The organism is Gordonia sputi NBRC 100414 (assembly GCF_000248055.1).
Lineage (GTDB): Bacteria > Actinomycetota > Actinomycetes > Mycobacteriales > Mycobacteriaceae > Gordonia > Gordonia sputi.
Window position 1 is genome coordinate 77079 of sequence record NZ_BAFC01000051.1, and the last position, 24787, is coordinate 101865.

Here is a 24787-nt window from a genome sequence, read left to right on the forward strand (position 1 = left end):
ACTGCTTCCGATGCCGTCTTATGCCGCGACATCTCTCATGCTGCGAGCAATGAACCGCTACTGCCGAGGCCTGGGCTGGCACTTCGGACAGAAGAACGAACCCCGGTTCATGAACTCCTCACGCCGCATCAGCGTCCCGCATCGGCGGCAGGGCTGGCCGGCCCGGCCGTAGGCGTTCAGCGAACGCTCGAAGTAGCCGGACTGCCCGTTAACGTTCACGTACAGCGCGTCGAACGACGTGCCGCCCACCGCCAACGCGTCGCTCATCACCGCGGTCGCGGCGTCGAGCAATTCGGCGAGCTTGCGTCGTGAGATGCCGTCGGTGACGCGCGCGCCGTTCAGTCGCGCTCGCCAGAGCGCCTCGTCGGCGTAGATGTTGCCGACACCGGAGATCAGCGACTGGTCGAGGAGTGCCCGTTTGACCTCGGTGTGCTTGCCGCGCATCCGACGCACCACGTCGTCACGGTCGAATGCGGGATCGAACGGATCGGGGGCGATGTGGGCGATCGAGCGGGGCAGCGCTCCGGAGTCGCCGGGCAGTTCATCGCCTGCGTCGACGTAGTCGTCGAGATGCCAGCCGCCGAAGGTTCGCTGGTCGACGAACCGCAGCTCATTGCCGTCATCGAGTGCCGCGCGCACCCGCAGATGCGTGTGGTCGGGTGCGCCGACACGGGCGACCAACATCTGCCCGCTCATGCCGAGGTGGACGACGAGCGCGAACCGGTCGACGCCGTCGGGCGCCGCGACGTCGAGCCACAGATACTTTCCGCGTCGGCGAGCAGCGAGAATCGTTGCGCCCCTGAGCCTTCCGACCAGATCGGGCGCATCGCCGACGTGTCTGCGGACGGCCCGCGGGTGTAGGACCTCGACGTCGGTGATCGTGCGCCCGACGACATGCTTCTCGAGACCGGCACGGACGGTCTCGACTTCGGGAAGTTCAGGCATCGCTCACGGCGTCACGCTCGGTGAGCGCCTGCCATGCCAGGGATGCAGCCTTCTGCTCGGCTTCCTTCTTGGTGCGTCCCACACCTTCACCGAGTTCTTCACCTGCGATCACCGCACGCGCAGTGAACTCCTTGCTGTGATCGGGGCCGGTCGAGCTGATCTGATACTGCGGGGGGCCGTAGCCACGCTCGGCGGCCAGCTCCTGCAGCGAGGTCTTCCAGTCGAGTCCCGCGCCGAGTTGTCCTGCGCGGTCGAGGATCTCGTCGAAGAGGTCGAGGATGATGCGCTGCGAGGTCTCCAGGCCGTGGTCGAGATACATTGCGCCGAAAAGTGATTCGAGGCCGTCGGCCAGAATGGAATCCTTGTCGCGGCCGCCGGTCATCTCTTCGCCGCGCCCGAGGAAGAGGTGACGACCGAGGCCGCCCTCGCCGAGACCACGTGCGACGTCGGCCAGTGCGTGCATGTTGACAACGCTCGCCCTGATCTTGGCCAGCTCTCCTTCGGGACGTTCGGGGTATCGCAGGTAGAGCCGCTCGGTGATCACCACGCCGAGGACCGAATCGCCAAGGAATTCCAGCCGCTCATTCGTGGGCAGACCACCGTTCTCGTAGGCATACGAGCGGTGCGTCAGTGCGAGTGTGAGCAGTTCATCCGCAATCGGTGTCCCGAGCGCTTCCAGCAACGACGCGACACCCCCGGAGTCAGCTCCCAGAGAGGCGACAGCGTCACGGTTGTCTGGTTGGGGTGCAGGCGACGCCGCGTCGTCGACACCGGTCACGCCGAGCCCCGTTCGCCGCTGTCGGAGTCCTGCGACCCCTTCTGCTCCAGCGAACCGAATTTGTCGGCGAGCTTGGCCCAGCGGGGATCGATGATCTCGTGGGAGTGGCCGGGTTCCGCGACGGCAAGCCGGACACCGCACTCAGCGCACAAGCCCGCGCAGTCCTCACTGCACAGCGGTGACATCGGGAGTTCGAGCGCGACGGCGTCGATGACGGCCTGCTCGAGGTCGATCCTGTCGTCGACGATCCGGTGGATGTCCTCGGAGTCGGTCGTCTGCTCGGTCTCACTGTCGGGGTAGGCGTACAGCTCGGTCAGGAACACCGTCACCGTGCCGTCGACGGGTTCGAGACAACGCACACATTGGCCCTCGGTCTCGCCGGAGACGGTGCCCGTGACCAGGACGCCCTCAGACACAGACTCCAGCCGTAAGTCGAGGTCGACGTCGGAATCCGCGGGTATCGCGATCATCTCCACGCCGATCCGATGGGGAGCGACGACCGTGCGATGGATCTCTTCCATCGTCCCCGGACGCCTGCCCAACGATCGGATGTCGAGGACGAAGGGATCGCGCTGCGCCTGCGCACCTTGAGTCACTGCATTCTCGGCCACATGTGCACCATACGCCCGACCAGGTCATTCATCGAACGACCCGACGCGCCACTCAGACCGCGAGCGGCGAGCTGTGGTCGTGCAGGTCTGCCGAACCGGGTCGTGCCTGTTCAGCACTCGTCCGACGAGCACCTGCATCGTCGACGCTGCGCGGGTATTCGACGTAGTCGTGCATGCCCGCGCCGGTACGCAACTGGTGGCGTCCACGGTTGACCGAGCGCAGGGTCCCGGTGAGGATCTCCTCGAACTCGGCGAGCTTCTCGTCGACATACACATCGCAGTCGCCGCGGAGTCGATCGGCCTCGGCGTGCGCGGCATCGATGATCCGCTCCGCCTCCGACTTCGCAGCCGCGACGACCTCGGTCTCGGAGACCAGGCGCTGCTGCTCGGCGATGCCGTCCGCGACGGACTTGTCGTAGGTGTTGTTTGCCGAGTCGATGGTCCGCTGCGCCTCGGCACGTGCACGCCCGGTGACGGCGTCGAACTCGCGTGCTGCGCTCGTCGACAGCCGGTGGGCTTCCGCGCTGGCCTCGTCGACCAGGTTCTTTCCGTGCGCGCTCGCCTCGTCGACCATGCGGTCGGCCTGCGCCTTGGCGTCGGCAAGGAGGCGGTCGGCCTCGGCACGAGCGTGCGCGAGCATGGCGTCGGACTCCGACTCCGCGGTGGTCACGACCTTGTCGGCGTGATCGGCGGCGTCGCCGAGCATGTTCTCGCGCTGGTCGAGCACGTCCTGGGCGTCGTCGAGCTCGCCCGGAATCGAGTCCTTGATGTCGTCGAGCAGTTCGAGGACATCGCCACGCGGCACGACACAGCCGGCCGTCATGGGAACACTTCGTGCCTCTTCGACGATGGCCACGAGTTCGTCGAGAGCTTCAAATACCCGGTACACAGCTACCCCAATCCGGCTCATGCCATTACTTGTCAGTGAGACCTGTGTCGTCGTGACGCGGGTCCGCCTGAGACTGATGTGACTATTGTGCCGAATGTGATCGCTGGGATTACGGAGCCGGATGATATGGGCGTGTCGCCTGTGGCGATTGTGACTACGGGTCAGCAGTGAACGTCAGACTGTCCGCTCCCCCGCAAGGACCGCCTCGAGACGTCGGTGGATGTGCGGTGCGAGGTACGGCGACGCGTCGCCACCGAGCTTCGCCACCTCTTTGACCAGCGAACTCGAGACATGAGCGAAGCGCGGATCGGTGAGCATGAAGACCGTCTCGACATCTGCGAGCTCGCGATTCATCTGCGCCATCGGGAGTTCGTAGTCGAAGTCGACGCCAGAGCGCAGCCCCTTCACCAGGACTCCGATGTTCTTCTCGGCCAGATAGTCGACGAGCAGACCGGTCCATCGGTCGACGCGGACGTTGGGCAGATCGGCACAGTCCTCCTCGATCAACGCGATGCGTTCGTCGATGCTGAACAGGCCATGTTTGTTGGGATTGACCACGACGAGAACCACGATCTCGTCGAAGGCCGACGCCGCACGTTCGACGATGTACCGATGTCCCCTGGTGAACGGATCGAAGGAACCTGGAATCACTGCGCTGCTCATGGCGTAAACCTACCGATCTCCACGCGGGTCTCCCCGTAGACCTTCTCCACGATGAGATCGAACTCCTCGGGCCATCTCGGCGCCGACGACCGCGCGTCTCGTTCGACGACGACGAGCGCGTCGTCCGCGAGCCACCCGTCGGAGCTCAAGCGCTCGAGATCGGCCTCGACGTCCGCGGTGTCCAGCGCGTACGGAGGGTCGGAGAAAACCAGGTCGAACGGCCGGCCTGCTCTCGCTGTCGCGAGGTACGACCCGACCGAGGACGTCACCACCTTCGAGCGACCGGACAGATCGAGCGACCGCACATTCGCGCTGATGACCGAGGTGGCCCGCTTTCGGCTGTCCACCAATACAGCCGACGCCGCACCGCGCGAGAGGGCTTCGATCGCGAGCGCCCCCGAGCCCGCATAGAGGTCGAGGACTCGCGAGTCGTCGAAGTCGATGCGCGCGGCGAGCGCACTGAACAGAGCCTCGCGCACCCTGTCGGAGGTCGGGCGGGTGCCGTCGTCGGGCACGGTCAGCCGTCGCCCACCGAGAGCGCCTGCGATGATCCTCGTCATCGTTCGTATTCTGCTCGCCATACTTACCCGATGAGAACGCCGGGTCTCAGCCGTCCGACACCGACAAATCGCACAAACGTGACCCCTATCACAACCGGCGTTGAACAGTGCCGACGGCGGGGTTTCGGTGTCCGATTCCGGCAGCAGCATGACTTCGCCGACACACATTGTTAACGTCAGGAACGTTATGAGCCCCTCCACAACGAGAACGGCCCCATCAACTGTCCTGACGATCGACTACCGGACGCCGACGGTGTCCGACGGAACCAGACTCTGGGAAATCGCCTCGGATTCACAGGTTCTCGACGTCAACTCGAGTTATGCCTATGTGCTGTGGTGTCACGACTTCGCCGACACCTCGATTGTCGCCGAAGTCGATGGTCGTGCAGTCGGTTTCGTCACCGGTTATCGACGCCCCGCTGACCCGTCGACCCTCATGGTCTGGCAGGTCGCCGTCGACGATGACTTCCGCGGACACGGAATCGCAGCAAAGATGCTGCACCAGTTGTTCGATCGCGTCCGGCGCAGTTCGGTGGTGGCCATGCACACCACCATCAGCCCCGACAACGTTGCGTCCCAACGTCTTTTCGCGTCGGTCGCACGAGATCGCGGCCTGGACTTCGTTCGACGCGACCTGTTCGCCGTCGACGATTTCCCAGATGCACACCAGCCGGAGGATCTCTACATGCTCGAACCGAAGGTCGGCGAGCCCTAGTACTTCTGGCGCGGGTTTTCTCACCGGCGGACGTGTTTCCCACCGGTACGTTCTCGCTGGTAGCGGCTAACGCGGTCTTACTGACGAACAGTCTTCGGCGAGACGATCCGCGACGGAGAGCCGTTGCGCCCGAACACAATCCGCACGCGTCGAACAGTGGCGCGCCGCTTTAGTAAACGCGTATATGCGCGTCCCCACAGCACTTCTCGAGAGCTCCGCTCCGAAGTGGACTGTGGCCCAGATATTTCCCACATTGGAGGATGCACGATGCAACTTCTCGACACCACCATCGACGACTCGGTCTTCACCCAGAACGAGTCCGAAGTCCGCAGCTACTGCCGCAACTGGCCGACCGTGTTCGGTCGCGCGCGTGGCTCGTGGATCACCGACACCGAGGGCCGCGAATATCTCGACTTCTTCGCGGGCGCAGGCGCCCTGAATTACGGGCACAACCATCCGGTCCTGAAAGAGGCTCTCCTCGAGTACATCTCGGCGGACGGCATCACCCACGGGCTCGACATGGCGACCGTCGCCAAAGGGCAGTTTCTGGAGACGTTCCACGACAAGATCCTGGCGCCCCGTGACCTCGACTACAAGGTCCAGTTTCCCGGACCGACAGGCACCAACGCCGTCGAGTCGGCGCTGAAGCTGGCTCGCAAGGTGACCGGCCGCGAGTCGATCGTGAGCTTCACCAATGCTTTTCACGGCATGACGCTGGGATCGCTCTCGGTGACCGGCAACTCCATGAAGCGCGCGGGCGCGGGCATCCCACTCGTGCACGCCACGCCGATGCCCTTCGACAATTACCTTGACGGCACCGTCGAGGACTTCAGCTGGTTCGAGCGCGTGCTCGAGGACTCCGGCAGCGGCCTCAACACCCCGGCCGCGGTCATCGTCGAGACGGTGCAGGGCGAGGGCGGCGTCAACGTCGCACGTGCCGAGTGGCTGCGTGGGCTTGCCGACCTGTGCAAGCGTCGCGACATCCTGCTGATCGTCGACGACGTCCAGATGGGCTGCGGTCGCACGGGCGAGTTCTTCTCCTTCGAGGAGGCGGGCATCGAGCCCGACATCGTCACCATGTCGAAGTCGATCAGCGGTTACGGACTGCCGATGGCACTCGTGTTGATTCGTCGAGACCTCGACGTCTGGGCACCCGGCGAGCACAACGGCACATTCCGCGGCAACAACCCCGCATTCATCACGGCCACCAAGGCCATCAACGAGTTCTGGTCCGACGACCAGCTCACCCGCGACGTTCACCGCAAGGGACGCCAGATCGACGAAGTCTTCTCGGCGCTGTCGGAACGCCACGAAGGCTTGTCGACGCGAGGACGCGGGATGGTGCGCGGCCTCGTCTTCGACGAGCCGACGCTCGCGGCCAAGGCATGTGCGCGGGCCTTCGGGTCCGGACTGCTCGCCGAGACGTCGGGACCGTCGGATGAGGTTGTGAAACTTCTTCCGCCACTGAATATTTCCACTGAAGAACTTGACCGCGGGCTCGGCATTCTCGTCGATTCCGTGGAGGAGGTGATCGCATGATCGTCCGTACCACCAATGAAATCACCGGCACCGAGCGCGAGGTCGCCGACCCCAAGGGCAACTGGGTCTCCAAGCGCATCGTCCTTGGCGGCGACGGCGTCGGATTCTCGTTCCACGAGACCACCATCAAGGCCGGCAGCGTCAACGAGTTCCACTACGCCAACCACATCGAAGCGGTGTGGCTGGTGGAGGGCGAGGGAACTCTCCTCGATCGCGAGACCGGGCAGACCTATCCCCTGGCCGCTGGATCGATGTACCTGCTCAACGGACACGAGCGCCACACGGTGACGGCTGAGACGCAGATGCGCATGCTCTGTGTGTTCAACCCGCCGGTCGTCGGCACCGAGGTACATGACGAGAACGGCATCTACCCGCTCGTCACCGTCCCGGAGCAACCGAACGGCAAGCACGCGAACGCCTGACCGCGCGAGCACTAATCCGCCTGCGGGCCCCGCACTCCCCTCGGGAGTCCGGGGCCCGCAGGCGTCTGTTCCACCCCATCTGCGCCGTCTGAAGCCTCGGCCGCGCCTGAGGGCTGCGACGCGGCGCTAACCTGGATGTATGCGCACGCGGTTACAGATCGGCTGGACGCCGGCCGAACCGACCCCACTCGACGACGATCTTGATGCCCGCATCGAGCAGATGCACAACCTCCTCGACGGCCGACGCGTCGTTGCGCTCACCGGCGCAGGAATCTCCACCGACTCGGGCATCCCCGATTACCGCAGCCCAGGCGCGCCGGTTCGGACGCCGATGACGCTGGAGATGTTCCTGTCGTCACCCGACTTCCGCCGCCACTACTGGGCACGCAATCACCTCGGCTGGCGCCACATGGACGCTGCGCGGCCCAACGCGTCGCACCACACGCTCACCCAACTGCAGCGTCGCGGCGCACTGACGACGGTCATCACGCAGAACGTCGACATGCTGCACACCAAGGCCGCTACACGCGGGGTGATCGAACTGCACGGCTGCTATGGACGTGTGCGGTGCCTCGACTGCGGCGACACCATCTCTCGACGAGGCCTCGCGCAGACCCTGGAAGCCCTCAATCCGGGATTCGCCGAACGCGTGGCCGGCCGCGGCGCGATCGAGGTGGCGCCGGACGCAGACGTGACACTCGACGACACAAGTGACTTCGTCGTCGCCGACTGCTCGATGTGCGGCGGAACCCTCAAACCCGACATCGTCTACTTCGGCGAGAATGCGTCGAAGACCACCGTGCAGCAGGCATTCTCGGCAGTCGACGACGCCGACGCGATGATCGTCGTCGGCTCGTCGCTCACCGTCATGTCAGGCTTGCGGTTCGCCCGGCACGCGCACCGCACCGGCAAACCTCTCGTAGTGATCAACCGGGGCATCACGCGCGCCGACGACATCGCCGATCTCAAGATCGACCACTATTGCGGCAGTGTGCTCGCCGCGCTGACCCCACACGCTGCCGCCTGAGCGGTCCCGCGGCGCAGATCGTTACAGCTTTCAGACCGCCAACCTGTACCGGTACATATCGACACGCCACGGCGCGTGGTTTTCTGTGCGGAGCAGACTAGACGGCGACCAGGTCGTCGGCGTGAATCACGGGGCGGTGCAACTCGTTCGGTAGTTCCGACGTCGACCGCCCGACCATGCGGGCGACGTCGTCGGAGTCGTAGCTACTGACGCCTCGCGCGCGCACGGTGCCGTCGTTGTCGACCAACTCGACGACGTCACCGTCGTAGAAACGCCCACGCACCCCGACGACCCCCGCACCGAGCAGCGAGCGCCGCCTGCGTGCGACAGCCGCGACGGCGCCGTCGTCGAGCACGATCTGTCCCCGCGCGTCGGCGGCATGCCTGACCCAGAAACGCCTGGCGGACAAGCGTTCCGGCCTCGCTGCGAACACCGTGCCGACCGATCCGTCGCCGAGCGCGCGATCGGCGTCTGCGGCGGCGGCCAGCAGGACCGGAACGCCCGCGTCGGCCGACAGTCGCGCTGCGGCGAGCTTCGACGCCATGCCGCCGGTGCCCAGCGTGCCGCCCGAGCCCGCGATCACGCCGTCGAGATCTTCGGGCCCGTTGACCTCGTCGATGAAACGTGCGCGCTGACCGTCGGGGCCCACCTTGCGCGGATCACCGTCGTAGAGGCCGTCGACGTCGGAGAGCAGCATCAGAGCGTCGGCGCCCGCGAGATGCGCGACCAACGCGGCGAGACGGTCGTTGTCACCGAAGCGAATCTCGTTGGTGGCCACCGTGTCGTTCTCGTTGACCACCGGGACGGCGTGCAATGCCACGAGTCGGTTGAGCGTGCGCTGTGCATTGGCATGGTGCGCGCGGTTGGAGATGTCGTCCGCGGTCAGCAGTACCTGCCCGACCGTGCGCCCGTACCGGTGAAAGGACGTGCCCCAGGCGTGCGCGAGAGCCAACTGCCCGACGCTCGCGGCAGCCTGTTTGGTGGCAAGATCTGTCGGTCGCTTCTTCAGGCCGAGCGGCGCGATACCCGCGCCGATGGCACCCGACGACACCACGATGACGTCCGAGCCCGCTCGCATGCGCGCTTCGAGTGCATCGGTGAGCCGATCGAGCCGGTCACGGTCGAGTCCGCTGTCGAGGTCGGTGATCGCCGACGACCCGATCTTTACGACGATGCTGCGAGCTGCAGCGATCGATTCGCGAACGTCACTCACCGTCGGTCTCGTCCTGCAGTCCACGACGCAGACGTCGCGCTTCCTTACGCTCGGCGGCACCCACACGCTCCGACCGATCAAGCCGAATGTCGGTGCCGCGCCCGGTGATCGGCACATCGTCGCCCATCGGGGTCGTCGGCTCCCAGTCGAAGCTGACGTCGCCGATGGTCACCGGCGCGCCCGGCTCCGCACCGAGGCGGACCAACTCGTCCTCGACGCCGAGACGGTTGAGACGGTCGGCGAGATAGCCGACGGCCTCGTCGTTGTCGAACTGCGTTTGCGCGATCCAGCGCTCAGGCCGCGTACCGCGCACGATGAAGCCGCCAGGCGTGGCGGGATCGGCAACGACCGTGAAACCACTGTCGTCGATGGCCTTCGGACGGATCACTGGACGACGAGCGACGGGCTTCGGATGTGCCTCGCGGTACTCGTCTACCATTCTGGCGAGCGCGTCTGTCAGTTCCTTGAGCCCCTGATGTGCGACGGCGGAGATCCGGTATACGGGCCAACCACGTTCTGCGAGTTCGGGTTCGACGAGATCGGCCAGTTCGTTGGCCTCGGGCACGTCCGTCTTGTTCAGGATCACCACGCGCGGGCGCTCGGCGAGGTCGCCGAGACCGTGATCGGTGTGCAGAGCGGGTTCGTACGCGGCGAGTTCGGCTTCGAGCGCGTCGATATCGGAGATCGGATCACGACCCGGTTCCAGCGTGGCGAGGTCGACGACGTGGGCGAGAACCGCACACCGCTCCAGGTGCCGCAGGAATTCCAGCCCGAGTCCTCGGCCACTCGATGCGCCCGGAATGAGGCCCGGCACGTCGGCGATGGTGAACACACCACCGGCGGTCTGCACGACGCCGAGGTTGGGCTGCAGTGTGGTGAACGGATAGTCGGCGATCTTCGGCTTGGCCGCAGAGAGCACCGACACCAGCGACGACTTGCCCGCCGACGGGAAGCCAACGAGTCCGACGTCGGCGACGGACTTCAGTTCGAGAACGAGATCGCGGTGCTGCCCCTCCTCACCGAGGAGCGCGAAGCCCGGCGCCTTGCGCGCCTTGGACGCCAGCGCCGCGTTGCCGAGTCCGCCACGTCCGCCCGAGGCGGCGTCGAACGTCGTACCCTCCCCGACCAGGTCGGCAAGGATCGTTCCGTTCTCGTCGAGCACGACGGTGCCGTCCGGCACGTGGAGGACCAGATCGTCGCCATTGGCGCCGCTGCGGTGATCGCCCATGCCGGGCGTCCCGTTACCCGCCTTGGCATGCGGCCGGAAGTGAAAATCGAGCAGTGTGTGCACCTGAGGGTCGACGACGAGCGTCACGGACCCACCGTTGCCACCGTTACCACCGTCGGGTCCGCCGAGCGGCTTGAACTTCTCCCGATGCACCGACGAACAGCCGTGGCCACCATTGCCCGCAGCGACGTGAATCGTCACCCGGTCGACGAACCGCGACATGACGTCCTTTCTCGTTCGTAGGCCGTGAGCGCGGATCGCGCTGTCGGACCATCGAACCTGATCTTCTCGTTGTGGAAATACAACCTCGTTGTAGAAATACAACAGGGCGGGCCGGGTGCATATGCCCCTGGCCCGCCCTGTCGTTGAGAGCTGTGCTCGAAAACCGCTAGGTCAGGCCTGTGCGGTCTCCGGAACGATGTTCACGGTCTTGCGGCCACGCTTGGTGCCGAACTGCACCGCGCCCGACTCGAGAGCGAACAGGGTGTCGTCGCCACCGCGACCGACGTTGACGCCCGGGTGGAACTTGGTGCCGCGCTGGCGGATCAGAATCTCGCCTGCGCTGACCTGCTGGCCACCGAAGCGCTTCACGCCGAGGCGCTGCGCGTTGGAATCGCGACCGTTGCGCGAACTGGACGCGCCCTTCTTGTGTGCCATTTTCTCGTCCTCCTGGCTACCTGAGTGTGTTGCAGTTGGGGATCAGGGGCTGGGCCCCGGAAATTACTTGATACCGGTGACCTTGAGGACCGTCAGCTTCTGACGGTGACCCTGGCGCTTGTGGTAGCCGGTCTTGTTCTTGAACTTGTGGATACGGATCTTGGGGCCCTTGACGTGCTCGACCACCTCGCCGGTGACCGAGATCTTGGCGAGCTTGTCCGCATCGGTGGTCAGGGTCGAGCCATCGACGACAAGCGCCACGGGCAGGCTCACGCTGCTGCCGGGCTCGCTGTCGATCTTCTCGACCTTCACAATGTCGCCCTCAGCGACCTTGTACTGCTTACCGCCGGTCTTGACGATCGCGTACGTTGCCATCGAAGCTGTCCTCTTACTCATCATCGGGCTCGCTGCGCGTACGTCGCGCACGAGCGTTGTGGGTGTGTGCGTCCCGGTGCGGTCCGCACGGCATCGGGCATTGCTGCCCGGGATGCTCACGGATCACACCAGAGGGCCTGTCCGCGGGTCTCGTCAGCAGTGCTCATCGCATGATCGGCACAGCTCGAACCCTCCGCGGAAGGCGACCAATCAAGATTACGGGACCGGTCGCCGCTGGGTCAAACTCGCCATATCATGCCGGGCCTGCCGACGTGGTGGTCAGTCCTCCACAGGTGGTCCAGCGGGACGTCCGGCCGTGCGCCTACGTGGTCGGCGTCGCACCGCAACGGTGGTCGGCGACGACGAGACCGGGCCGAACGTGGTCAACGGGGCACGCGTGGGCGCATCGTCTGCGAGAACCACCGGCTCGGCCGCTCCGGTCGGCGACGCCGCCCGACGGACCGCACGGCGTCGACGCTTCGGCGCCTCTGCCCCGTTGGTCGACTGTGCGTCCTGTCCTGCCGGCTGTGCACTCTCTCCGGTCGACTGTGCGTCCTGTCCGGTCGTCTGTGCGTCCTGTCCGGTCGACTGGGCGTCCTGACCCGCCGACTGTGCGTCCTGACCCGTCGACTGTGCGTCTGCCGAGCCATTCGACGACGACTCGTCATCGACAACGACTGCCTCGACGTCGATGACCTCGCCGTCCTCGTCGTGCGTGTGGGCCGCCATCGCGCGGAACATCGGGTGCTCCGCCGGGTTGTGAGCGGGCTTCTGCTCGGCCGGTTCCGCCTTCTTCTTGTTGCGTCGCGAGCGCTTCGAGCCGGTGTTCTCCGACTTTGCGCCGTCGTCGGACGTCACCTCGACAGGACTCGAATGCACGATGATCCCGCGGCCGCCGCACGTCGTGCAGGTCGTCGAGAAAGCTTCGAGCAGGCCGGTACCGAGGCGCTTACGTGTCATCTGCACGAGGCCGAGCGATGTCACCTCGGACACCTGATGGCGCGTGCGATCGCGCGACAACGCCTCCGTGAGTCGACGCAGCACCAGGTCGCGGTTGGATTCGAGCACCATGTCGATGAAGTCGACGATGATCATGCCGCCGATATCGCGCAGACGCATCTGCCGCACGATCTCTTCGGCCGCCTCGAGGTTGTTGCGGGTCACCGTCTCTTCGAGGTTGCCCCCGGAGCCGGTGAACTTGCCCGTATTGACGTCGACGACGGTCATCGCCTCGGTGTGCTCGATGATCAGCGTGCCGCCCGACGGCAGCCACACCTTGCGGTCGAGTGCCTTGGCGAGTTGCTCGTCGATGCGGTGCACGACGAAGGAGTCCGGTGCGTCGGCGCGCGGACGCTCGAAGCGCTCCACCCGATCCATGAGGTCGGGCGCAACCGAGCTCACGTAACCCTCGACGAGGTTCCACGCCTTATCGCCTTCGACGACGAGCTTCTTGAAGTCCTCGTTGAACAGGTCGCGGACCACGCGGACCAGCAGGTCGGGCTCCTCGTAGAGCGCGCGCGGCGACACCGATCCCTTGTTGGCCTTGCCGAACGCCTCATCGATCGACTTCCACTGCTTCTCGAGTCGCTCGATGTCGGCAGCGAGGTCGTCGGCGCTCACACCCTCCGACGCGGTACGGATGATGACACCCGCATCGTCGGGGACCAGCTTGGCGAGGATCTGCTTGAGCCGCTTGCGCTCGACGTCGGGAAGCTTGCGGCTGATACCGGTCGACGTTCCACCCGGCACGTAGACCAGGTAGCGACCGGCCAGCGAGATCTGCGTGGTCAGTCGAGCGCCCTTGTGCCCGACCGGGTCCTTGCTGACCTGCACGAGCACCGGATCGCCGGGCTTAAGGGCCTGTTCGATCTTGCGTGACCCACCGTCGAGTCCTGCAGCGTCCCAATTGACCTCGCCTGCATAGAGCACGCCGTTGCGACCGCGACCGATGTCGACGAACGCGGCCTCCATGCCGGGCAGCACGTTCTGCACGCGCCCGATGTAGATGTTGCCGACCATCGACGACGACGTCTCCGTGGTGACGAAGTGCTCGACGAGCACACCGTCTTCGAGCACGGCGACCTGCGTGTAGTCCTCGACGGGAGTGACGTGATCGTGCTCGTCGGACTGCGAGAGCCGAACATTGGCACTGCGCTCACGCACCACCATCACGCGGTCGACGGCCTCGCGGCGCGCGAGGAACTCCGACTCGCTCAGGATCGGTGGTCGACGACGCCCGGCGTCTCGACCGTCGCGACGTCGCTGGCGCTTGGCCTCGAGCCGCGTCGACCCCGAAATCCCCTGCACCTCGTCGCGGGCGCGCTTGCTGCGCGGCTCCCGCTCGTGGACGACAGTGTTCGGCGGATCGTCGGGCGACGACGCGTCGTCGGATTCGGCTCCACCCTTACGGCGACGACGGCGCCTGCGGCGCTTGCTCGACGTTCCGTCTCCGGAATCGGCATCGTCGGAGTCGTCGGCGTTATTGTCTGCGTCCTGACCATTGGACTTGTCGGCAGAATCGTCCGAGGAGTTGGAATCGTCGGACGAGCCCGGACCCTGTCCGCGCCCATCAGCCTGATTCTCGCCTTCAGCGTTTTTACCCTCTGCTGGCTTGCCCTTGCCGGACTTCTTCCGCTTCTTGCCAGCGGGTCGATCGCTGCCCGACTGATCGGAATTGGATTGATCGGCGTTGGACTGATCGGAGTCGGACTGGTCCGAATCGGACTGACCGGAAACCGACTGGTCGGAATCGTCAGACGCCGCGGAGTCGGTGTCGTCGTTCTGATCACGCTCGTTCTGGTCACCGCGACCACGACCGCGACCACGACGACCGCGGCGACGTCGACGATTGCGGCCGCCTTCATCGCCGGAGCTGTCGTTGTCGGCGCCTTCGTTGTCGGCGCCTTCGTTATCGGTCGGGTCTGCGGAGTCCTCGGCACTCTCGTCGGCCGCGTTCGGCGTCGAACGACCAGACGTCGAAGGCTCGGACGTGGGTCGACCGCTGTTGGCGCGACGCTGCGAGTCATCCGACGAAGAGTCGGCCGTGGCGTCCTCGCCGCTCTTGCGGTGACGACCGCTGGGCGCGTCAGACGCGGCGGCCGGCTGCGGGGGAAGGAAGAGCGGGCTGGCCGCGATCTCTTCGGCAGGTGACGCGACGTGCGGCTTCTCGGTCTCGATCGCGGAGAAGAGCGAATGCGTGTGCGACGCATGCGACTCTGCGCTCTGCTCGACGTCGGCGACCTCTGCGGGGGCGGACGGCTGCGACGCCGCCACTCCTGGCAACTCGGCTCCTGGCACCTCAGCTTCGGGTGCGTCGGATGCTGGTGCATCGGGTGCTGGTGCAGCGTCGACGGCCTCGGTCACGCCCGCAGGTTCACCCTGGTCAGACACTTCGGCAGGCTCTGTCGGTTGAGTTGCCTTGGCCTGCTCCTCGGTGGCGGGCGCCGCCTCGTCGACGGGTACGGCGGTGTCGTCGACCTCGACGTCGTTGCGTACACGGTCGGCGACGGCCTGAGCCATGCTGCGCTCGACGCTCGATTGAGCACTTCGGCTGGGCCAGCCCAGTTCCGCGAGGTGCGCGAGCACCTGCCTACTCGTGAGGCCGAGCGTGCGCGCCAGCGCGTGCACCCGAAGCTTGCTGGGAAAATCCTCCGCCGAGCCTGACGCAGCGTTCGCGTCGATCGGCGACCCGTTGTCGGTCACTGATGTCTCCTTGAACCCCCGGGCGCGACAATGTCGGCGGCCACGCGGGGGTCTCTCGTGTGTCCCGGTCCTGTGCGGACCGGTGTTATATGGTCTCCGCGCTCCTGGTGTTCCGTTGTCCGGAGTCCGCAGGTTGCGCTCTTGCTGGGTGATGAGGTCCGTCATGCCTTCCACGCCACGCGTGGCGGTCTGAACCGCCCCGTCGGGTCTGTTCCCGACGTCGATGGGGAAAGCGATCTGCCGAACGTGTGCTGTGCGGATCGCTGCCACTGGCAACAATCTCCACTGCGGTGTCCGACGCCGAACGCCATCGTCGTCATCACGAGCAGAGTGTGTTCGCGATAACCAAGCAAGTATCCCACACGGTGCGACGTATCCCGCAAACTATGCGATAAAGCGCGCGTCAGCGGCTTGACAACCGCCGACGCGCGCTGGAATACGCGGGGTCTTTCTCAGTCGGTCAGCGCGGGAAACCAGAGCGCGATCTCACGCTCGGCCGATTCCGGCGAGTCCGATCCGTGGACCAGGTTGTACTGAGTGCTCAGCGCGTAGTCGCCGCGAATCGTACCTGGCACGGCCTTCTCCACGGGGTCGGTTCCGCCCGCGATCTGGCGGAATGCGGCGACAGCTCGCGGCCCCTCCAGCACGGCGGCGACCAGCGGACCCGACGTGATGAACTCGACCAACGACGGGTAGAAGGGCTTGCCCTCATGCTCCGCGTAGTGCTTGGCCGCGAGGTCGTCGCTGACGTTTTTGAGCTCGAGTGCCGCGAAGGTCAGGCCTTTGCGCTCGATGCGGGCGAGGATGTCGCCGACGAGCGAACGCGAAACGCCGTCGGGCTTGATGAGTACCAGAGTCCGTTCAGTCACGAGCACACTGTAGCGACCCGACGCCCACACTCCACTCCGACCTCGTAATTCGAATCCCACCATATTCAATTCCGATGGGGCACTACTTGTCGGTCAGGGGCAGTATTTGGGCTCGATCGGGAAGAAGCCGTAGTCAAAGAGATTGCCCGCGCTGGTGTGCGAGTTGATGATCACCTGGACGCATCCGCCCGGCGAGGCGAGTGCGGCGGTCACCGCCCTGTCGAACTGGCCTGCGAAGGCAAGGTTCGCTGGCCGATAGGAATCCGGCACCGGCAGTGCTGCGACGGCCTGCGGCAGGTTCATCGAGTCCATGCGCTTGGTGAGGTCATGCGTCGCGATGTAGCCGAACGCCTCACCGGGAACAGGCATCGGCGGTCCCGGCGTCGGGAGCGCAAGGTCGGAGGGCGCCACCGACTGCGGTGTCGCCGATTGGGGAGCGACGGACTGGGGCGTCGTCTTTTCGGGAGCGGCCACTGCCTCCGGCGCGCTGATCACACCCAGGGGTACCAGCGCCATCGAGGCTGCTGTCGCCGCGGCGAGCCGCAAGTTTCGCGAGGTCTTCGCTGCGGTGTGGTTGATACGGGTGGTCGGTGCGCTAAAGGTCACGCGACTCCTCTCGGTGTGATGACGTGTCCGACGTCGTGCGGGACTCCTCGTCGCCAGCGGCTAGGAGGCGTCGTTGGATAACCATGGTTGTTTCAGGGAACGTCGACTGCCCCCGGCGCTTGCGCCTCGTCATTGTCCCCGGCGCTTGCGCCTCGTCATTGTCCCCGGCGCTTGCGCCTCGTCATTGTCCCCGGCGCTTGCGCCTCGTCATTGTCCCCGGCGCTTGCGCCTCGTCATTGTCCCCGGCGCTTGCGCCTCGTCATTGTCCCCGGCGCTTGCGCCTCGTCATTGTCCCCGGCGCTTGCGCCTCGTCATTGTCCCCGGCGCTTGCGCCTCGTCATTGTCCCCGGCGCTTGCGCCTCGTCATTGTCACAGAGCACACGCAGAATGCAAAGATGCATACATCACATTTCTGGCTGTATCGGTACCAGCACCGGGTCGACGCTGCTCAGGCGAAGTGCACGATGCTGATCGCGCCCGCCACGAGGCAGTAGACCACGAACGGATACAGCGTCCGCGTGTGGAAGTACTTCGCAAGAAACGCGACGGCCGCGAAGGCGGCGACGAACGCACATACCGATCCGACGAGTACCTGTCCCCCGATGCCCTGACCGTCGGGTCCGAAGAGTTCGGGGATCTTGAGCACCCCGGCGGCGAGGATGACGGGCGTGGCGAGCAGGAATGCGAAGTGCGCCGCGTCCTCATGATCGAGGCCCCGCAGGAGGCCGGCCGAAATCGTCGAGCCCGAGCGCGAGATCCCCGGGAACAGCGCGAGTATCTGAGCCGACCCGATCGCCGTGCCTTCCTTCATCGACAGCGAGGTGACCGACCGGGCAGGCGCCTGCCGGGCCACGGCGTGCCGCCCGATTCGATTGCGACGCCTGCGCAAAAGCTCGGTGGTGAGAAGCACGAGACCGTTGAGGAACAGCAGGATCGCCGCCGCCAGCGGGGTCGCGAACAACACGCGCAGCGGCTTCTCTGCGATCAATCCCACGACACCGACCGGAATCGTGCCCGCGATGAGCAACCAGGCGAGGCGGGCATCACTGTCGTCGTCGACGCTTCGGTGGCGGATCGATCGGATGAATCCAGCGACGATGCGCACCCAATCGCGCCAGTAGAACAGGATCAGGGCCAGTGCGGTTGCGACGTGCAGCGCGACGACGAAGGCGAGAAATGGCGTGTGTCCCGAACTCTTCGACTCCGTGACCAGTTTCGCCCAGTCTCCACCGAGCCAGGCGGGGACGAGGATCGAATGCCCGAGGCTCGACACCGGAAACAGTTCGGTGACGCCCTGCAGAAGCCCGAGAATCGCCGCTTGCGGGTAGGTCAGGTCAGTCACGAAAAGCGCTCCCTCAGTGTCGACAAGTTCTTGTCTCCCGGGACGCCACAGTAGCGAAATCCGTTGTGCCGCGCGCTAATCGGACAATTGCGGCGGGGCGCTTCAGTTCTCGATCGGCTCCTGGCCGTAGAGCAGACCGCGGTCGATTCGACGCTGCACGTCGCCCTTGATGTAGCGGATATAGAGCCAGACGCAACCGAAGATCACGCCGATCACCGCGATCGACCAATGGAAGACACCGCCGATGATCACGAGAACCTGCAGTGCCAGGTTGATGTTGAGCGCTTGTGGTCGCTTCTGCATTCCGACTGCGAGCACCATCAACAGCGTCACCACACCGAGATACGTCCCCGACACCCAGGTCAGGCCGTTGCCCACCCGCGCAACGATCGGGAACGTCAGGATCATGACGATGACCTCGAGCACCATGGTGCCCGCCATCACGCCACGCAGGCCCTTCCACGGGTCGTTCGTCGGTGCGGTGAACTTGGGCGTGGCCGCGGATTCCGGTGTGTTGCTGCCCGATTCGCTCATGCGGGCTCCTTCCCGAACAGCGTTCGTCCGGCGCCTGCCGTCACCACCGACCCGGTGATGACCACTCCGGCGCCCGACACCGGTTCGCCGTCGGACTCCTCGGCGAGTCCGATCGCTGCTTCGACGGCGTCGGGCAGGAAGGGTTCGACGTGCACCCGCTCCTCGCCGAAGACCTCACGCGCGGTCTCGGCGAGTGTCTCGGCGTCGACGGCCCGCGGCGAGCCGTTGTTGGTGACGACCACCGCGTCGAGTACCGGCTCGAGTTCGGTGAGGAACCCCGCGGCATCCTTGTCGCCGAGCATCCCGATGACGCCGACGAGACGTCGGAAGTCGAACTCCTCGGTGAGTGCGTGCGCGAGCGCGTGTGCTCCGTGTGGGTTGTGCGCGGCGTCGACGAAGACGGTCGGCGCGCTGCGAACACGTTCGAGCCGGCCGGGACTGCTGACTGCCGCGAAGCCCGCGCGCACGGCGTCGATGTCGAGTTGGCGGCCGGGTCCCGCACCGAAGAATGCTTCGACGGCGGCCAGCGCGATCGACGCGTTCGCCGCCTGATGCTCGCCGTGCAGCGGCAGGAAGACCTCGTCGTAGACACCGCCGAGGCCCTGCAGACGCAGGAGTTGCCCACCGACGGCCGTGACGGATTCGATGACCGCGAACTCGGAGTTCTGCCGTGCGACGACAGTGTCTTGCGCGACGGCCTCGCGCAACAGCACGTCCATCACCTCCGGCTGCTGCGGTGCGATCACGGTCACCGGATCGGTCACCACCAGGTCATCCTTGGCGGGTTTGATGATCCCGGCCTTCTCCCCCGCGATCGCCGCAAGAGAATCGCCGAGGTAGTCGGCGTGATCCATCGCGATCGCGGTGATGACGGCGACCGTCGCGTCGACGACGTTCGTCGCGTCCCAGCGCCCACCCATCCCCGTCTCGACCACGGCGACGTCGACCGGCGCCTCGGCAAAGTACGCGAACGCGATGGCGGTGAGCACCTCGAACTTGCTCATGCGCGGACCGTCGGCGGCCGTCGACGAATCGTCGACCATCGTGACGTACGGCTCGATGTCGCGGTAGGTGTCGATGAAGTCGCGCGCCGAGATCGGGCGGCCGTCGACGGCGATCCGCTCGGTGACCCGCTGCAGGTGCGGACTGGTGTACCGACCGGATCGACGATGCAGCGCGACCATGAGCGAGTCGATCATCCGAGTGACCGACGTCTTGCCGTTTGTGCCGGCGATGTGGATCGCGGGATAGGCGTGCTGGGGTGACCCCAGCAGATCCATCAACGCCGCGATACGGGTCAGCGACGGCTCGATCCGCGTTTCCGGCCACCGCGTGTCGAGTTCGTTCTCCAACTCGGCGAGCTCGGCGAGATCCGACGGACTGTCGACGACGATGATCGGGGTGTCGTCGAGGTCGTCGCCGAGGAGCGAACCGAGATTCATCGGATCGGGCTCGACGTCGCCGTCCTCGTAGCCGGCGAAGTCTGCCGACGTGAAGATCGGCTCCCCGTCATCTTCCAGGTAGTCCCTGTCTGAGGATTCCCTGTCTGAGGCGTCCGTGTCTGAGGCGTCCGTGTCTGGGGAGTAGTCGTCGTCTCCCCGGCCCGGCCGGCCGTCGCGCGAACTCATGACCCGCCCAGCGATGCCAGTTTCGCCCCGAGCCGCTCGACTTCTTCGGTCGCGACCTGCTGCCGTTCCCGGATCTTGGCGACGACGTTGTCGGGAGCTTTCGCGAGGAACTGCTCGTTTCCGAGCTTGGCCGTCGTCTGTGCGAGTTCTTTCTCAGCGGCGGCGAGGTCTTTGGCCGCACGTTTGCGTTCGGCCTCGATATCGACCGTGCCGGAGGTGTCGATCCGGACGGTGACCGTCGCCGACGACAGCCGGACGTCGACCGTGGCGGTCGCGGAGAAGTCGTCGCCTGCGCCGTCGAGACGGGCGAGTGAGTCGAGGTAGGGCCGCACGTCGGACAGTCCCGCGGCATCGAGGCCGTCGATCTCGGCCGCGACCCGTTGCCCCGGTCGGAGTCCCTGGTCGCTGCGGAAGCGTCGAACCTCGGTGATCAGTCGCTGGAGGTCGTCGACTTCGGTTGCCGCAGCGGCGTCGGCCGGACGCCCCGACCGCGTCGGCCACGACGCGATCACCACGGACTCTCCACCGGTCAACGTCTTCCACAACACCTCGGTGACGAATGGCATGACCGGCGACAACGCGCGCAGCAGCGGGTCGAGGACAGCGCCGAGCACCAGGGCCGTCGACCGCGAGCGCTGCGGATCATCCTGTGCGAACTGCACTTTCGCGAGCTCGAGGTACCAGTCGCAGACCTCGTCCCACGCGAAGTGATACAGCGCCTCGCATGCCTTGGAGAACTCGTACGAGTCGAATCCGGCGTCGACCTCGGCGAGTACCTCGTCGAGGCGCCCGAGAATCCAGCGGTCGGCGACGGTCAGGTCGGCGGCGTCGGGTAGCTCGCCGTCCGCAGGCACCTGCGCACCGTTCATCAGGGCGAACTTGGTGGCGTTGTACAGCTTGGTCGCGAAGTTGCGCGACGACTGTGCGTGGTCCTCGCCGACAGAGATGTCCGATCCGGGATTCGCGCTACGGGCAAGCGTGAACCGCAGCGCGTCGGCGCCGAAACGGTCGACCCAGTCGAGGGGATCGATGCCGTTGCCGCGTGACTTCGACATCTTGCGGCCGTGCTCGTCGCGCACGAGTCCGTGCAGGAACAGGTTGTGGAACGGCACCTTCTTGTCGGCGTCGAAATCCTTGCCGACGTAGGTACCGAACATCATCATTCGGGCGACCCAGAAGAACAGGATGTCGTAGCCGGTGACGAGCACCGAGTTGGGATAGAACTTCTCGAAATCAGGGGTGTCGTCCGGCCAGCCGAGCGTCGAGAACGGCCACAATCCCGACGAGAACCACGTGTCGAGCACGTCGGTTTCCTGCACATAGCCCTCGGGCGCCTGCTCGTCCGGTCCGACGCAGACGACCTCACCGTCGGGGCCGTACCAGATCGGGATGCGGTGACCCCACCAGAGCTGGCGCGAGATGCACCAGTCGTGCATGTCGTCGACCCAGGCAAACCAGCGCGGCTCCATCGACTTCGGATGGATGACCGTCGATCCGTCACGCACGGCATCGCCCGCGGCCTTCGCCAGCGACTCGACCGCAACCCACCACTGCATCGACAGCCGTGGCTCGATCGGCTCGCCGGTCCGCTCGGAATGACCGACGCTGTGCAGGTACGGCCGGACCTCCTTCACGATGCGGCCCTGCGCGGCGAGCGCCTCACGGATCTTGACGCGCGCCTCGAAGCGGTCCATACCGTCGAATTGCGTTCCTGTATCAGCGATGCGAGCTTCTTCGTCCATGATCGTCGGCATCGGCAGATCATGTCGGGCACCGACCGCGAAGTCGTTCGGGTCGTGCGCGGGAGTGATCTTGACTGCGCCCGTACCGAATTCGGGGTCGACATAGTCGTCGGCGATGACCGGGATCTTGCGGTCGAGGAACGGATGCTCGAGTTCGGTTCCTACGAGGGCGGCATACCGTTCGTCGTCGGGATGCACAGCGATCGCCGTGTCGCCGAGCATCGTCTCCATTCGAGTCGTCGCAACGACGATGTGAGGCTCGGAGTCGTCGAGCGACCCGTAGCGGAAGCTGACGAGCTCGCCCTCGACGTCGGCGTAGCTGACCTCGATGTCGCTGACCGCGGTCTTGAGCACCGGCGACCAGTTGACGAGACGCTCAGCCTGGTAGATCAGCCCGTCGTCGTACATCTTCTTGAAGACGGTCTGGACTGCTCGGGACAGGCCCCCGTCCATGGTGAAGCGTTCACGGGTCCAGTCGACGCCGTCGCCGAGTCGGCGCATCTGCTCCCCGATGTTGCCGCTGATCTCGGCCTTCTCCTGCCAGACCCGCTCGATGAAGGCATCGCGACCGAGATCGTCGCGGGTGAGTCCCTCGGCAGCTAGTTTGCGCTCGACCATGGTCTGCATCGCAATGGCGGCGTGGTCCATGCCGGGCAGCCACAGCGTCTCGAAACCCTGCATGCGTGCGCGGCGGGTCAACGCGTCCATCAGGACGTGCTCGTACGCGTGCCCCATGTGCAGCGACCCGTTGACATTGGGCGGTGGGATGACGATGGAGTACGCGGGTTTGTCGCTGGAAGCATCCGGAGTGAAGTACCCGGCATCAACCCAGCCCTGGTAGAGCTTCGACTCGTGGTCGGCGGGGTCCCAGGATTTCGGCAGTGCAGGCGTCGAGTCGGTCACCCTTCAATCTTAGGGAACGCCGTCGTCGCTCTTCACACCGTCTCCGACTGTCTCCTCATGCAGCCTTTCAGTCGCGCCTCAGCCGATCGCTTCGGCACGCGCGGCGTCGGCCGAAACCCGCACTCGGTGGACATCTTCCGGAGAGTTCACATTGGTCAGCCACAGGGGGTCCGAGACGGTGACCCGATAGGTCGCCAGGGCGTCGAGGGCCGCTGTCATTCGACGCTCCCCCGTCGCGACGAGTTGGCCGATGGCGTCGGCAGCGTCGGTGCGGTAGATGGCCGCCATGGGATGGTCGCGTTCGGCGTCGTGGGCGACGACAGCACCCGCGGAGTCGGTCACCGCCTGACTCAGTTCATCGATCAGGCCCGGCTCGATGAGCGGCATGTCGGTCGCCGACACGAACGCGTGCGAACGGCCGGCTTCGCGAGCAGCAGCCAGTCCGACGGCGAGGCCCGCCAACGGACCGGCGCCGGGCTGCTCGTCGGTCACCCACACCGCTTCCGGGCCGCCGGTACCGTGCAGCAACCGATAGGCCGCCGAGTCCTCCGGGGCCACGACGAATACCGGTTCGCACCGTTGCGAGATCACGCGCACGACACCCGCGAGCATGGGTTCGCCGTTCCAATCGAGTGCCGCCTTGTCACTGCCCATGCGGCGTGAACGGCCACCCGCCAATACGATTCCGGCGATCTGATGTTCGGTGAGTGTCATCTGACCAGTCTGTACCACCCCCGGTGTCACCGTCTGGAAGACGACAAAACGCGAGGCTGCAAGACGACGACACGCGGGCCCCGTCTGTGTCCAGATGGGGCCCGCGTGTCAGAAAGTTGCTGCGGTGTCAGGCGCTCTTGTCGCGACGCTCGGCAGACGTGTCGGACCGCGGCACGATCGTCGGCAGCACGTTGTCATTGACCGTCTCCGCGGTCACCACAACCTTCTCGACGTCGTCGCGGCTCGGGATGTCGTACATGACCGGAAGCAACACTTCCTCCATGATGGCGCGGAGCCCACGTGCACCCGTGCCGCGATGGATAGCCTGGTCGGCGACTGCCTCCAACGCATCCTGCGTGAACTCCAGCTCGACGTCGTCCATGTCGAAGAGCTTTGTGTACTGCTTCACCAGCGCGTTCTTCGGTTCCGACAGGATCGAGACAAGTGATTCCTTGTCGAGATTCGTCACCGACGCGATCATCGGCAGACGTCCGATGAACTCGGGGATCAGACCGAACTTGATGAGATCCTCTGGCATGACATCGGCGAAATGATCGCTCGTGTCGACCTCGGCCCGACTCGCCACTTCATTGCCGAAACCGATGCCGCGCTTCCCGATTCGCTCGGAGATGATCTTCTCGAGTCCCGCGAATGCTCCCGCGACGATGAACAACACGTTGGTCGTGTCGATCTGGATGAACTCTTGGTGAGGATGCTTGCGGCCACCCTGCGGCGGCACAGAGGCCTGCGTGCCCTCGAGGATCTTGAGGAGCGCCTGCTGCACACCTTCGCCGGAGACGTCGCGAGTGATCGACGGGTTCTCGCTCTTGCGGGCGATCTTGTCGACCTCGTCGATGTAGATGATGCCGGTCTCGGCGCGCTTGACGTCGTAGTCGGCGGCCTGGATCAGCTTGAGGAGAATGTTCTCGACGTCCTCACCGACATAACCGGCCTCGGTGAGCGCGGTGGCGTCGGCGATGGCGAACGGCACGTTGAGCATCTTGGCGAGCGTCTGCGCGAGGTAGGTCTTGCCGCAGCCGGTTGGGCCGAGCATCAAGATATTCGACTTGGCGAGTTCGACGACCTCGCCGGTGCGCGAGTCCTTCTTCTCCCCTGCCTGAATTC

General features: G+C 65.5%; 23 protein-coding genes. 4 read left to right on the forward strand and 19 right to left on the reverse strand.

Annotated elements, in window-relative coordinates; translation table 11 throughout:
• Positions 1–57: 57 nt before the first annotated feature.
• From mutM to rsmD, 6 genes are all read right to left on the reverse strand, one after another.
• Positions 58–945 carry a bifunctional DNA-formamidopyrimidine glycosylase/DNA-(apurinic or apyrimidinic site) lyase gene (gene mutM / locus GOSPT_RS08195; protein WP_005205031.1) on the reverse strand — a complete coding sequence of 296 codons (888 nt, stop codon included), beginning with the start codon at positions 943–945 and terminating at the stop codon, positions 58–60.
• On the reverse strand, positions 938–1657 hold the full coding sequence (gene rnc / locus GOSPT_RS08200; protein ID WP_039855218.1) for a ribonuclease III: 720 nt from the start codon (positions 1655–1657) through the stop codon (positions 938–940). Before rnc ends, mutM begins: the two co-directional genes overlap by 8 nt.
• Before the next feature lie 62 nt (positions 1658–1719).
• Positions 1720–2334 (reverse strand): YceD family protein, encoded by a 615-nt coding sequence (locus tag GOSPT_RS08205; RefSeq protein WP_005205036.1) that lies wholly within the window; start codon positions 2332–2334, stop codon positions 1720–1722.
• Between the two features lie 52 nt (positions 2335–2386).
• Entirely contained in the window at positions 2387–3223 is an 837-nt protein-coding gene (locus tag GOSPT_RS08210) for a DivIVA domain-containing protein (protein ID WP_372495407.1), read from the reverse strand.
• A gap of 174 nt (positions 3224–3397) precedes the next feature.
• Positions 3398–3886, reverse strand: coding sequence for a pantetheine-phosphate adenylyltransferase (coaD, locus tag GOSPT_RS08215; protein WP_005205039.1), 489 nt, complete (start codon positions 3884–3886; stop codon positions 3398–3400).
• Positions 3883–4446, reverse strand: a complete 564-nt coding sequence (rsmD, locus tag GOSPT_RS08220) for a 16S rRNA (guanine(966)-N(2))-methyltransferase RsmD (protein WP_005205041.1) — start codon at positions 4444–4446, stop codon at positions 3883–3885. The genes coaD and rsmD overlap by 4 nt, the downstream gene beginning before the upstream one ends.
• Positions 4447–4633: 187 nt before the next feature.
• Between rsmD and ectA the strand changes: the two genes are divergently transcribed.
• From ectA to GOSPT_RS08240, 4 genes are all read left to right on the forward strand, one after another.
• Positions 4634–5161 (forward strand): diaminobutyrate acetyltransferase, encoded by a 528-nt coding sequence (ectA, locus tag GOSPT_RS08225; protein WP_039855190.1) that lies wholly within the window; start codon positions 4634–4636, stop codon positions 5159–5161.
• A gap of 267 nt (positions 5162–5428) precedes the next feature.
• Positions 5429–6700 (forward strand): diaminobutyrate--2-oxoglutarate transaminase, encoded by a 1272-nt coding sequence (gene ectB / locus GOSPT_RS08230; RefSeq protein ID WP_005205046.1) that lies wholly within the window; start codon positions 5429–5431, stop codon positions 6698–6700.
• Entirely contained in the window at positions 6697–7122 is a 426-nt protein-coding gene (locus tag GOSPT_RS08235; protein WP_005205047.1) for an ectoine synthase, read from the forward strand. Before ectB ends, GOSPT_RS08235 begins: the two co-directional genes overlap by 4 nt.
• A 139-nt stretch (positions 7123–7261) precedes the next feature.
• A complete protein-coding gene (locus GOSPT_RS08240) occupies positions 7262–8149 on the forward strand; it encodes a Sir2 family NAD-dependent protein deacetylase (RefSeq protein WP_005205049.1) in 888 nt (295 codons plus the stop codon).
• A 97-nt stretch (positions 8150–8246) separates the two neighbouring features.
• On the opposite strand, the gene proB is transcribed toward GOSPT_RS08240, so the two are convergent.
• The 13 genes from proB to clpX all read right to left on the reverse strand — a co-directional run.
• Positions 8247–9362, reverse strand: coding sequence for a glutamate 5-kinase (proB, locus tag GOSPT_RS08245; protein WP_005205051.1), 1116 nt, complete (start codon positions 9360–9362; stop codon positions 8247–8249).
• Positions 9355–10812 carry a GTPase ObgE gene (gene obgE, locus GOSPT_RS08250; protein ID WP_005205052.1) on the reverse strand — a complete coding sequence of 486 codons (1458 nt, stop codon included), beginning with the start codon at positions 10810–10812 and terminating at the stop codon, positions 9355–9357. The genes proB and obgE overlap by 8 nt, the downstream gene beginning before the upstream one ends.
• Before the next feature lie 171 nt (positions 10813–10983).
• Positions 10984–11247: a 50S ribosomal protein L27 gene (gene rpmA / locus GOSPT_RS08255; protein WP_005205054.1), complete on the reverse strand. Its 264-nt coding sequence runs from the start codon at positions 11245–11247 to the stop codon at positions 10984–10986.
• Between the two features lie 63 nt (positions 11248–11310).
• Positions 11311–11622, reverse strand: a complete 312-nt coding sequence (gene rplU / locus GOSPT_RS08260; RefSeq protein WP_005176586.1) for a 50S ribosomal protein L21 — start codon at positions 11620–11622, stop codon at positions 11311–11313.
• A 279-nt stretch (positions 11623–11901) separates the two neighbouring features.
• Positions 11902–15324, reverse strand: a complete 3423-nt coding sequence (locus GOSPT_RS08265; protein ID WP_039855195.1) for a translation initiation factor IF-2 N-terminal domain-containing protein — start codon at positions 15322–15324, stop codon at positions 11902–11904.
• Positions 15325–15776: 452 nt separating this feature from the next.
• Complete coding sequence (ndk, locus tag GOSPT_RS08270) at positions 15777–16193, reverse strand: nucleoside-diphosphate kinase (protein ID WP_039855220.1); 417 nt, start codon at positions 16191–16193, stop codon at positions 15777–15779.
• A 93-nt stretch (positions 16194–16286) separates the two neighbouring features.
• Complete coding sequence (locus tag GOSPT_RS08275; RefSeq protein ID WP_005205059.1) at positions 16287–16799, reverse strand: hypothetical protein; 513 nt, start codon at positions 16797–16799, stop codon at positions 16287–16289.
• A 448-nt stretch (positions 16800–17247) separates the two neighbouring features.
• Positions 17248–18141, reverse strand: coding sequence for an undecaprenyl-diphosphate phosphatase (locus GOSPT_RS08280; protein WP_005205060.1), 894 nt, complete (start codon positions 18139–18141; stop codon positions 17248–17250).
• Positions 18142–18243: 102 nt separating this feature from the next.
• Positions 18244–18675 carry a DUF4233 domain-containing protein gene (locus GOSPT_RS08285; RefSeq protein WP_005205062.1) on the reverse strand — a complete coding sequence of 144 codons (432 nt, stop codon included), beginning with the start codon at positions 18673–18675 and terminating at the stop codon, positions 18244–18246.
• Positions 18672–20117 (reverse strand): bifunctional tetrahydrofolate synthase/dihydrofolate synthase, encoded by a 1446-nt coding sequence (folC, locus tag GOSPT_RS08290; protein WP_174273037.1) that lies wholly within the window; start codon positions 20115–20117, stop codon positions 18672–18674. The genes GOSPT_RS08285 and folC overlap by 4 nt, the downstream gene beginning before the upstream one ends.
• Positions 20118–20299: 182 nt before the next feature.
• Positions 20300–22948: a valine--tRNA ligase gene (locus GOSPT_RS08295; RefSeq protein WP_005205066.1), complete on the reverse strand. Its 2649-nt coding sequence runs from the start codon at positions 22946–22948 to the stop codon at positions 20300–20302.
• Positions 22949–23026: 78 nt separating this feature from the next.
• Positions 23027–23662 (reverse strand): molybdenum cofactor guanylyltransferase, encoded by a 636-nt coding sequence (mobA, locus tag GOSPT_RS08300; RefSeq protein ID WP_039855223.1) that lies wholly within the window; start codon positions 23660–23662, stop codon positions 23027–23029.
• A gap of 127 nt (positions 23663–23789) precedes the next feature.
• Positions 23790–24787 (reverse strand): ATP-dependent Clp protease ATP-binding subunit ClpX (gene clpX, locus GOSPT_RS08305; RefSeq protein ID WP_005205070.1); only part of this gene is annotated, 998 nt, incomplete at its 5' end.

Coding starts and splice junctions, on each gene's coding strand:
- GOSPT_RS08285 (WP_005205062.1), bottom strand. CDS start 18,675: ATGAGCGAATCGGGCAGCAACACACCGGAATCCGCGGCCACGCCCAAG.
- rpmA (WP_005205054.1), bottom strand. CDS start 11,247: ATGGCACACAAGAAGGGCGCGTCCAGTTCGCGCAACGGTCGCGATTCC.
- ectA (WP_039855190.1), top strand. CDS start 4,634: ATGAGCCCCTCCACAACGAGAACGGCCCCATCAACTGTCCTGACGATC.
- mobA (WP_039855223.1), bottom strand. CDS start 23,662: ATGACACTCACCGAACATCAGATCGCCGGAATCGTATTGGCGGGTGGC.
- folC (WP_174273037.1), bottom strand. CDS start 20,117: ATGAATCTCGGTTCGCTCCTCGGCGACGACCTCGACGACACCCCGATC.
- GOSPT_RS08240 (WP_005205049.1), top strand. CDS start 7,262: ATGCGCACGCGGTTACAGATCGGCTGGACGCCGGCCGAACCGACCCCA.
- rsmD (WP_005205041.1), bottom strand. CDS start 4,446: ATGACGAGGATCATCGCAGGCGCTCTCGGTGGGCGACGGCTGACCGTG.
- GOSPT_RS08235 (WP_005205047.1), top strand. CDS start 6,697: ATGATCGTCCGTACCACCAATGAAATCACCGGCACCGAGCGCGAGGTC.
- coaD (WP_005205039.1), bottom strand. CDS start 3,886: ATGAGCAGCGCAGTGATTCCAGGTTCCTTCGATCCGTTCACCAGGGGA.
- mutM (WP_005205031.1), bottom strand. CDS start 945: ATGCCTGAACTTCCCGAAGTCGAGACCGTCCGTGCCGGTCTCGAGAAG.
- obgE (WP_005205052.1), bottom strand. CDS start 10,812: ATGTCGCGGTTCGTCGACCGGGTGACGATTCACGTCGCTGCGGGCAAT.
- ectB (WP_005205046.1), top strand. CDS start 5,429: ATGCAACTTCTCGACACCACCATCGACGACTCGGTCTTCACCCAGAAC.
- rplU (WP_005176586.1), bottom strand. CDS start 11,622: ATGGCAACGTACGCGATCGTCAAGACCGGCGGTAAGCAGTACAAGGTC.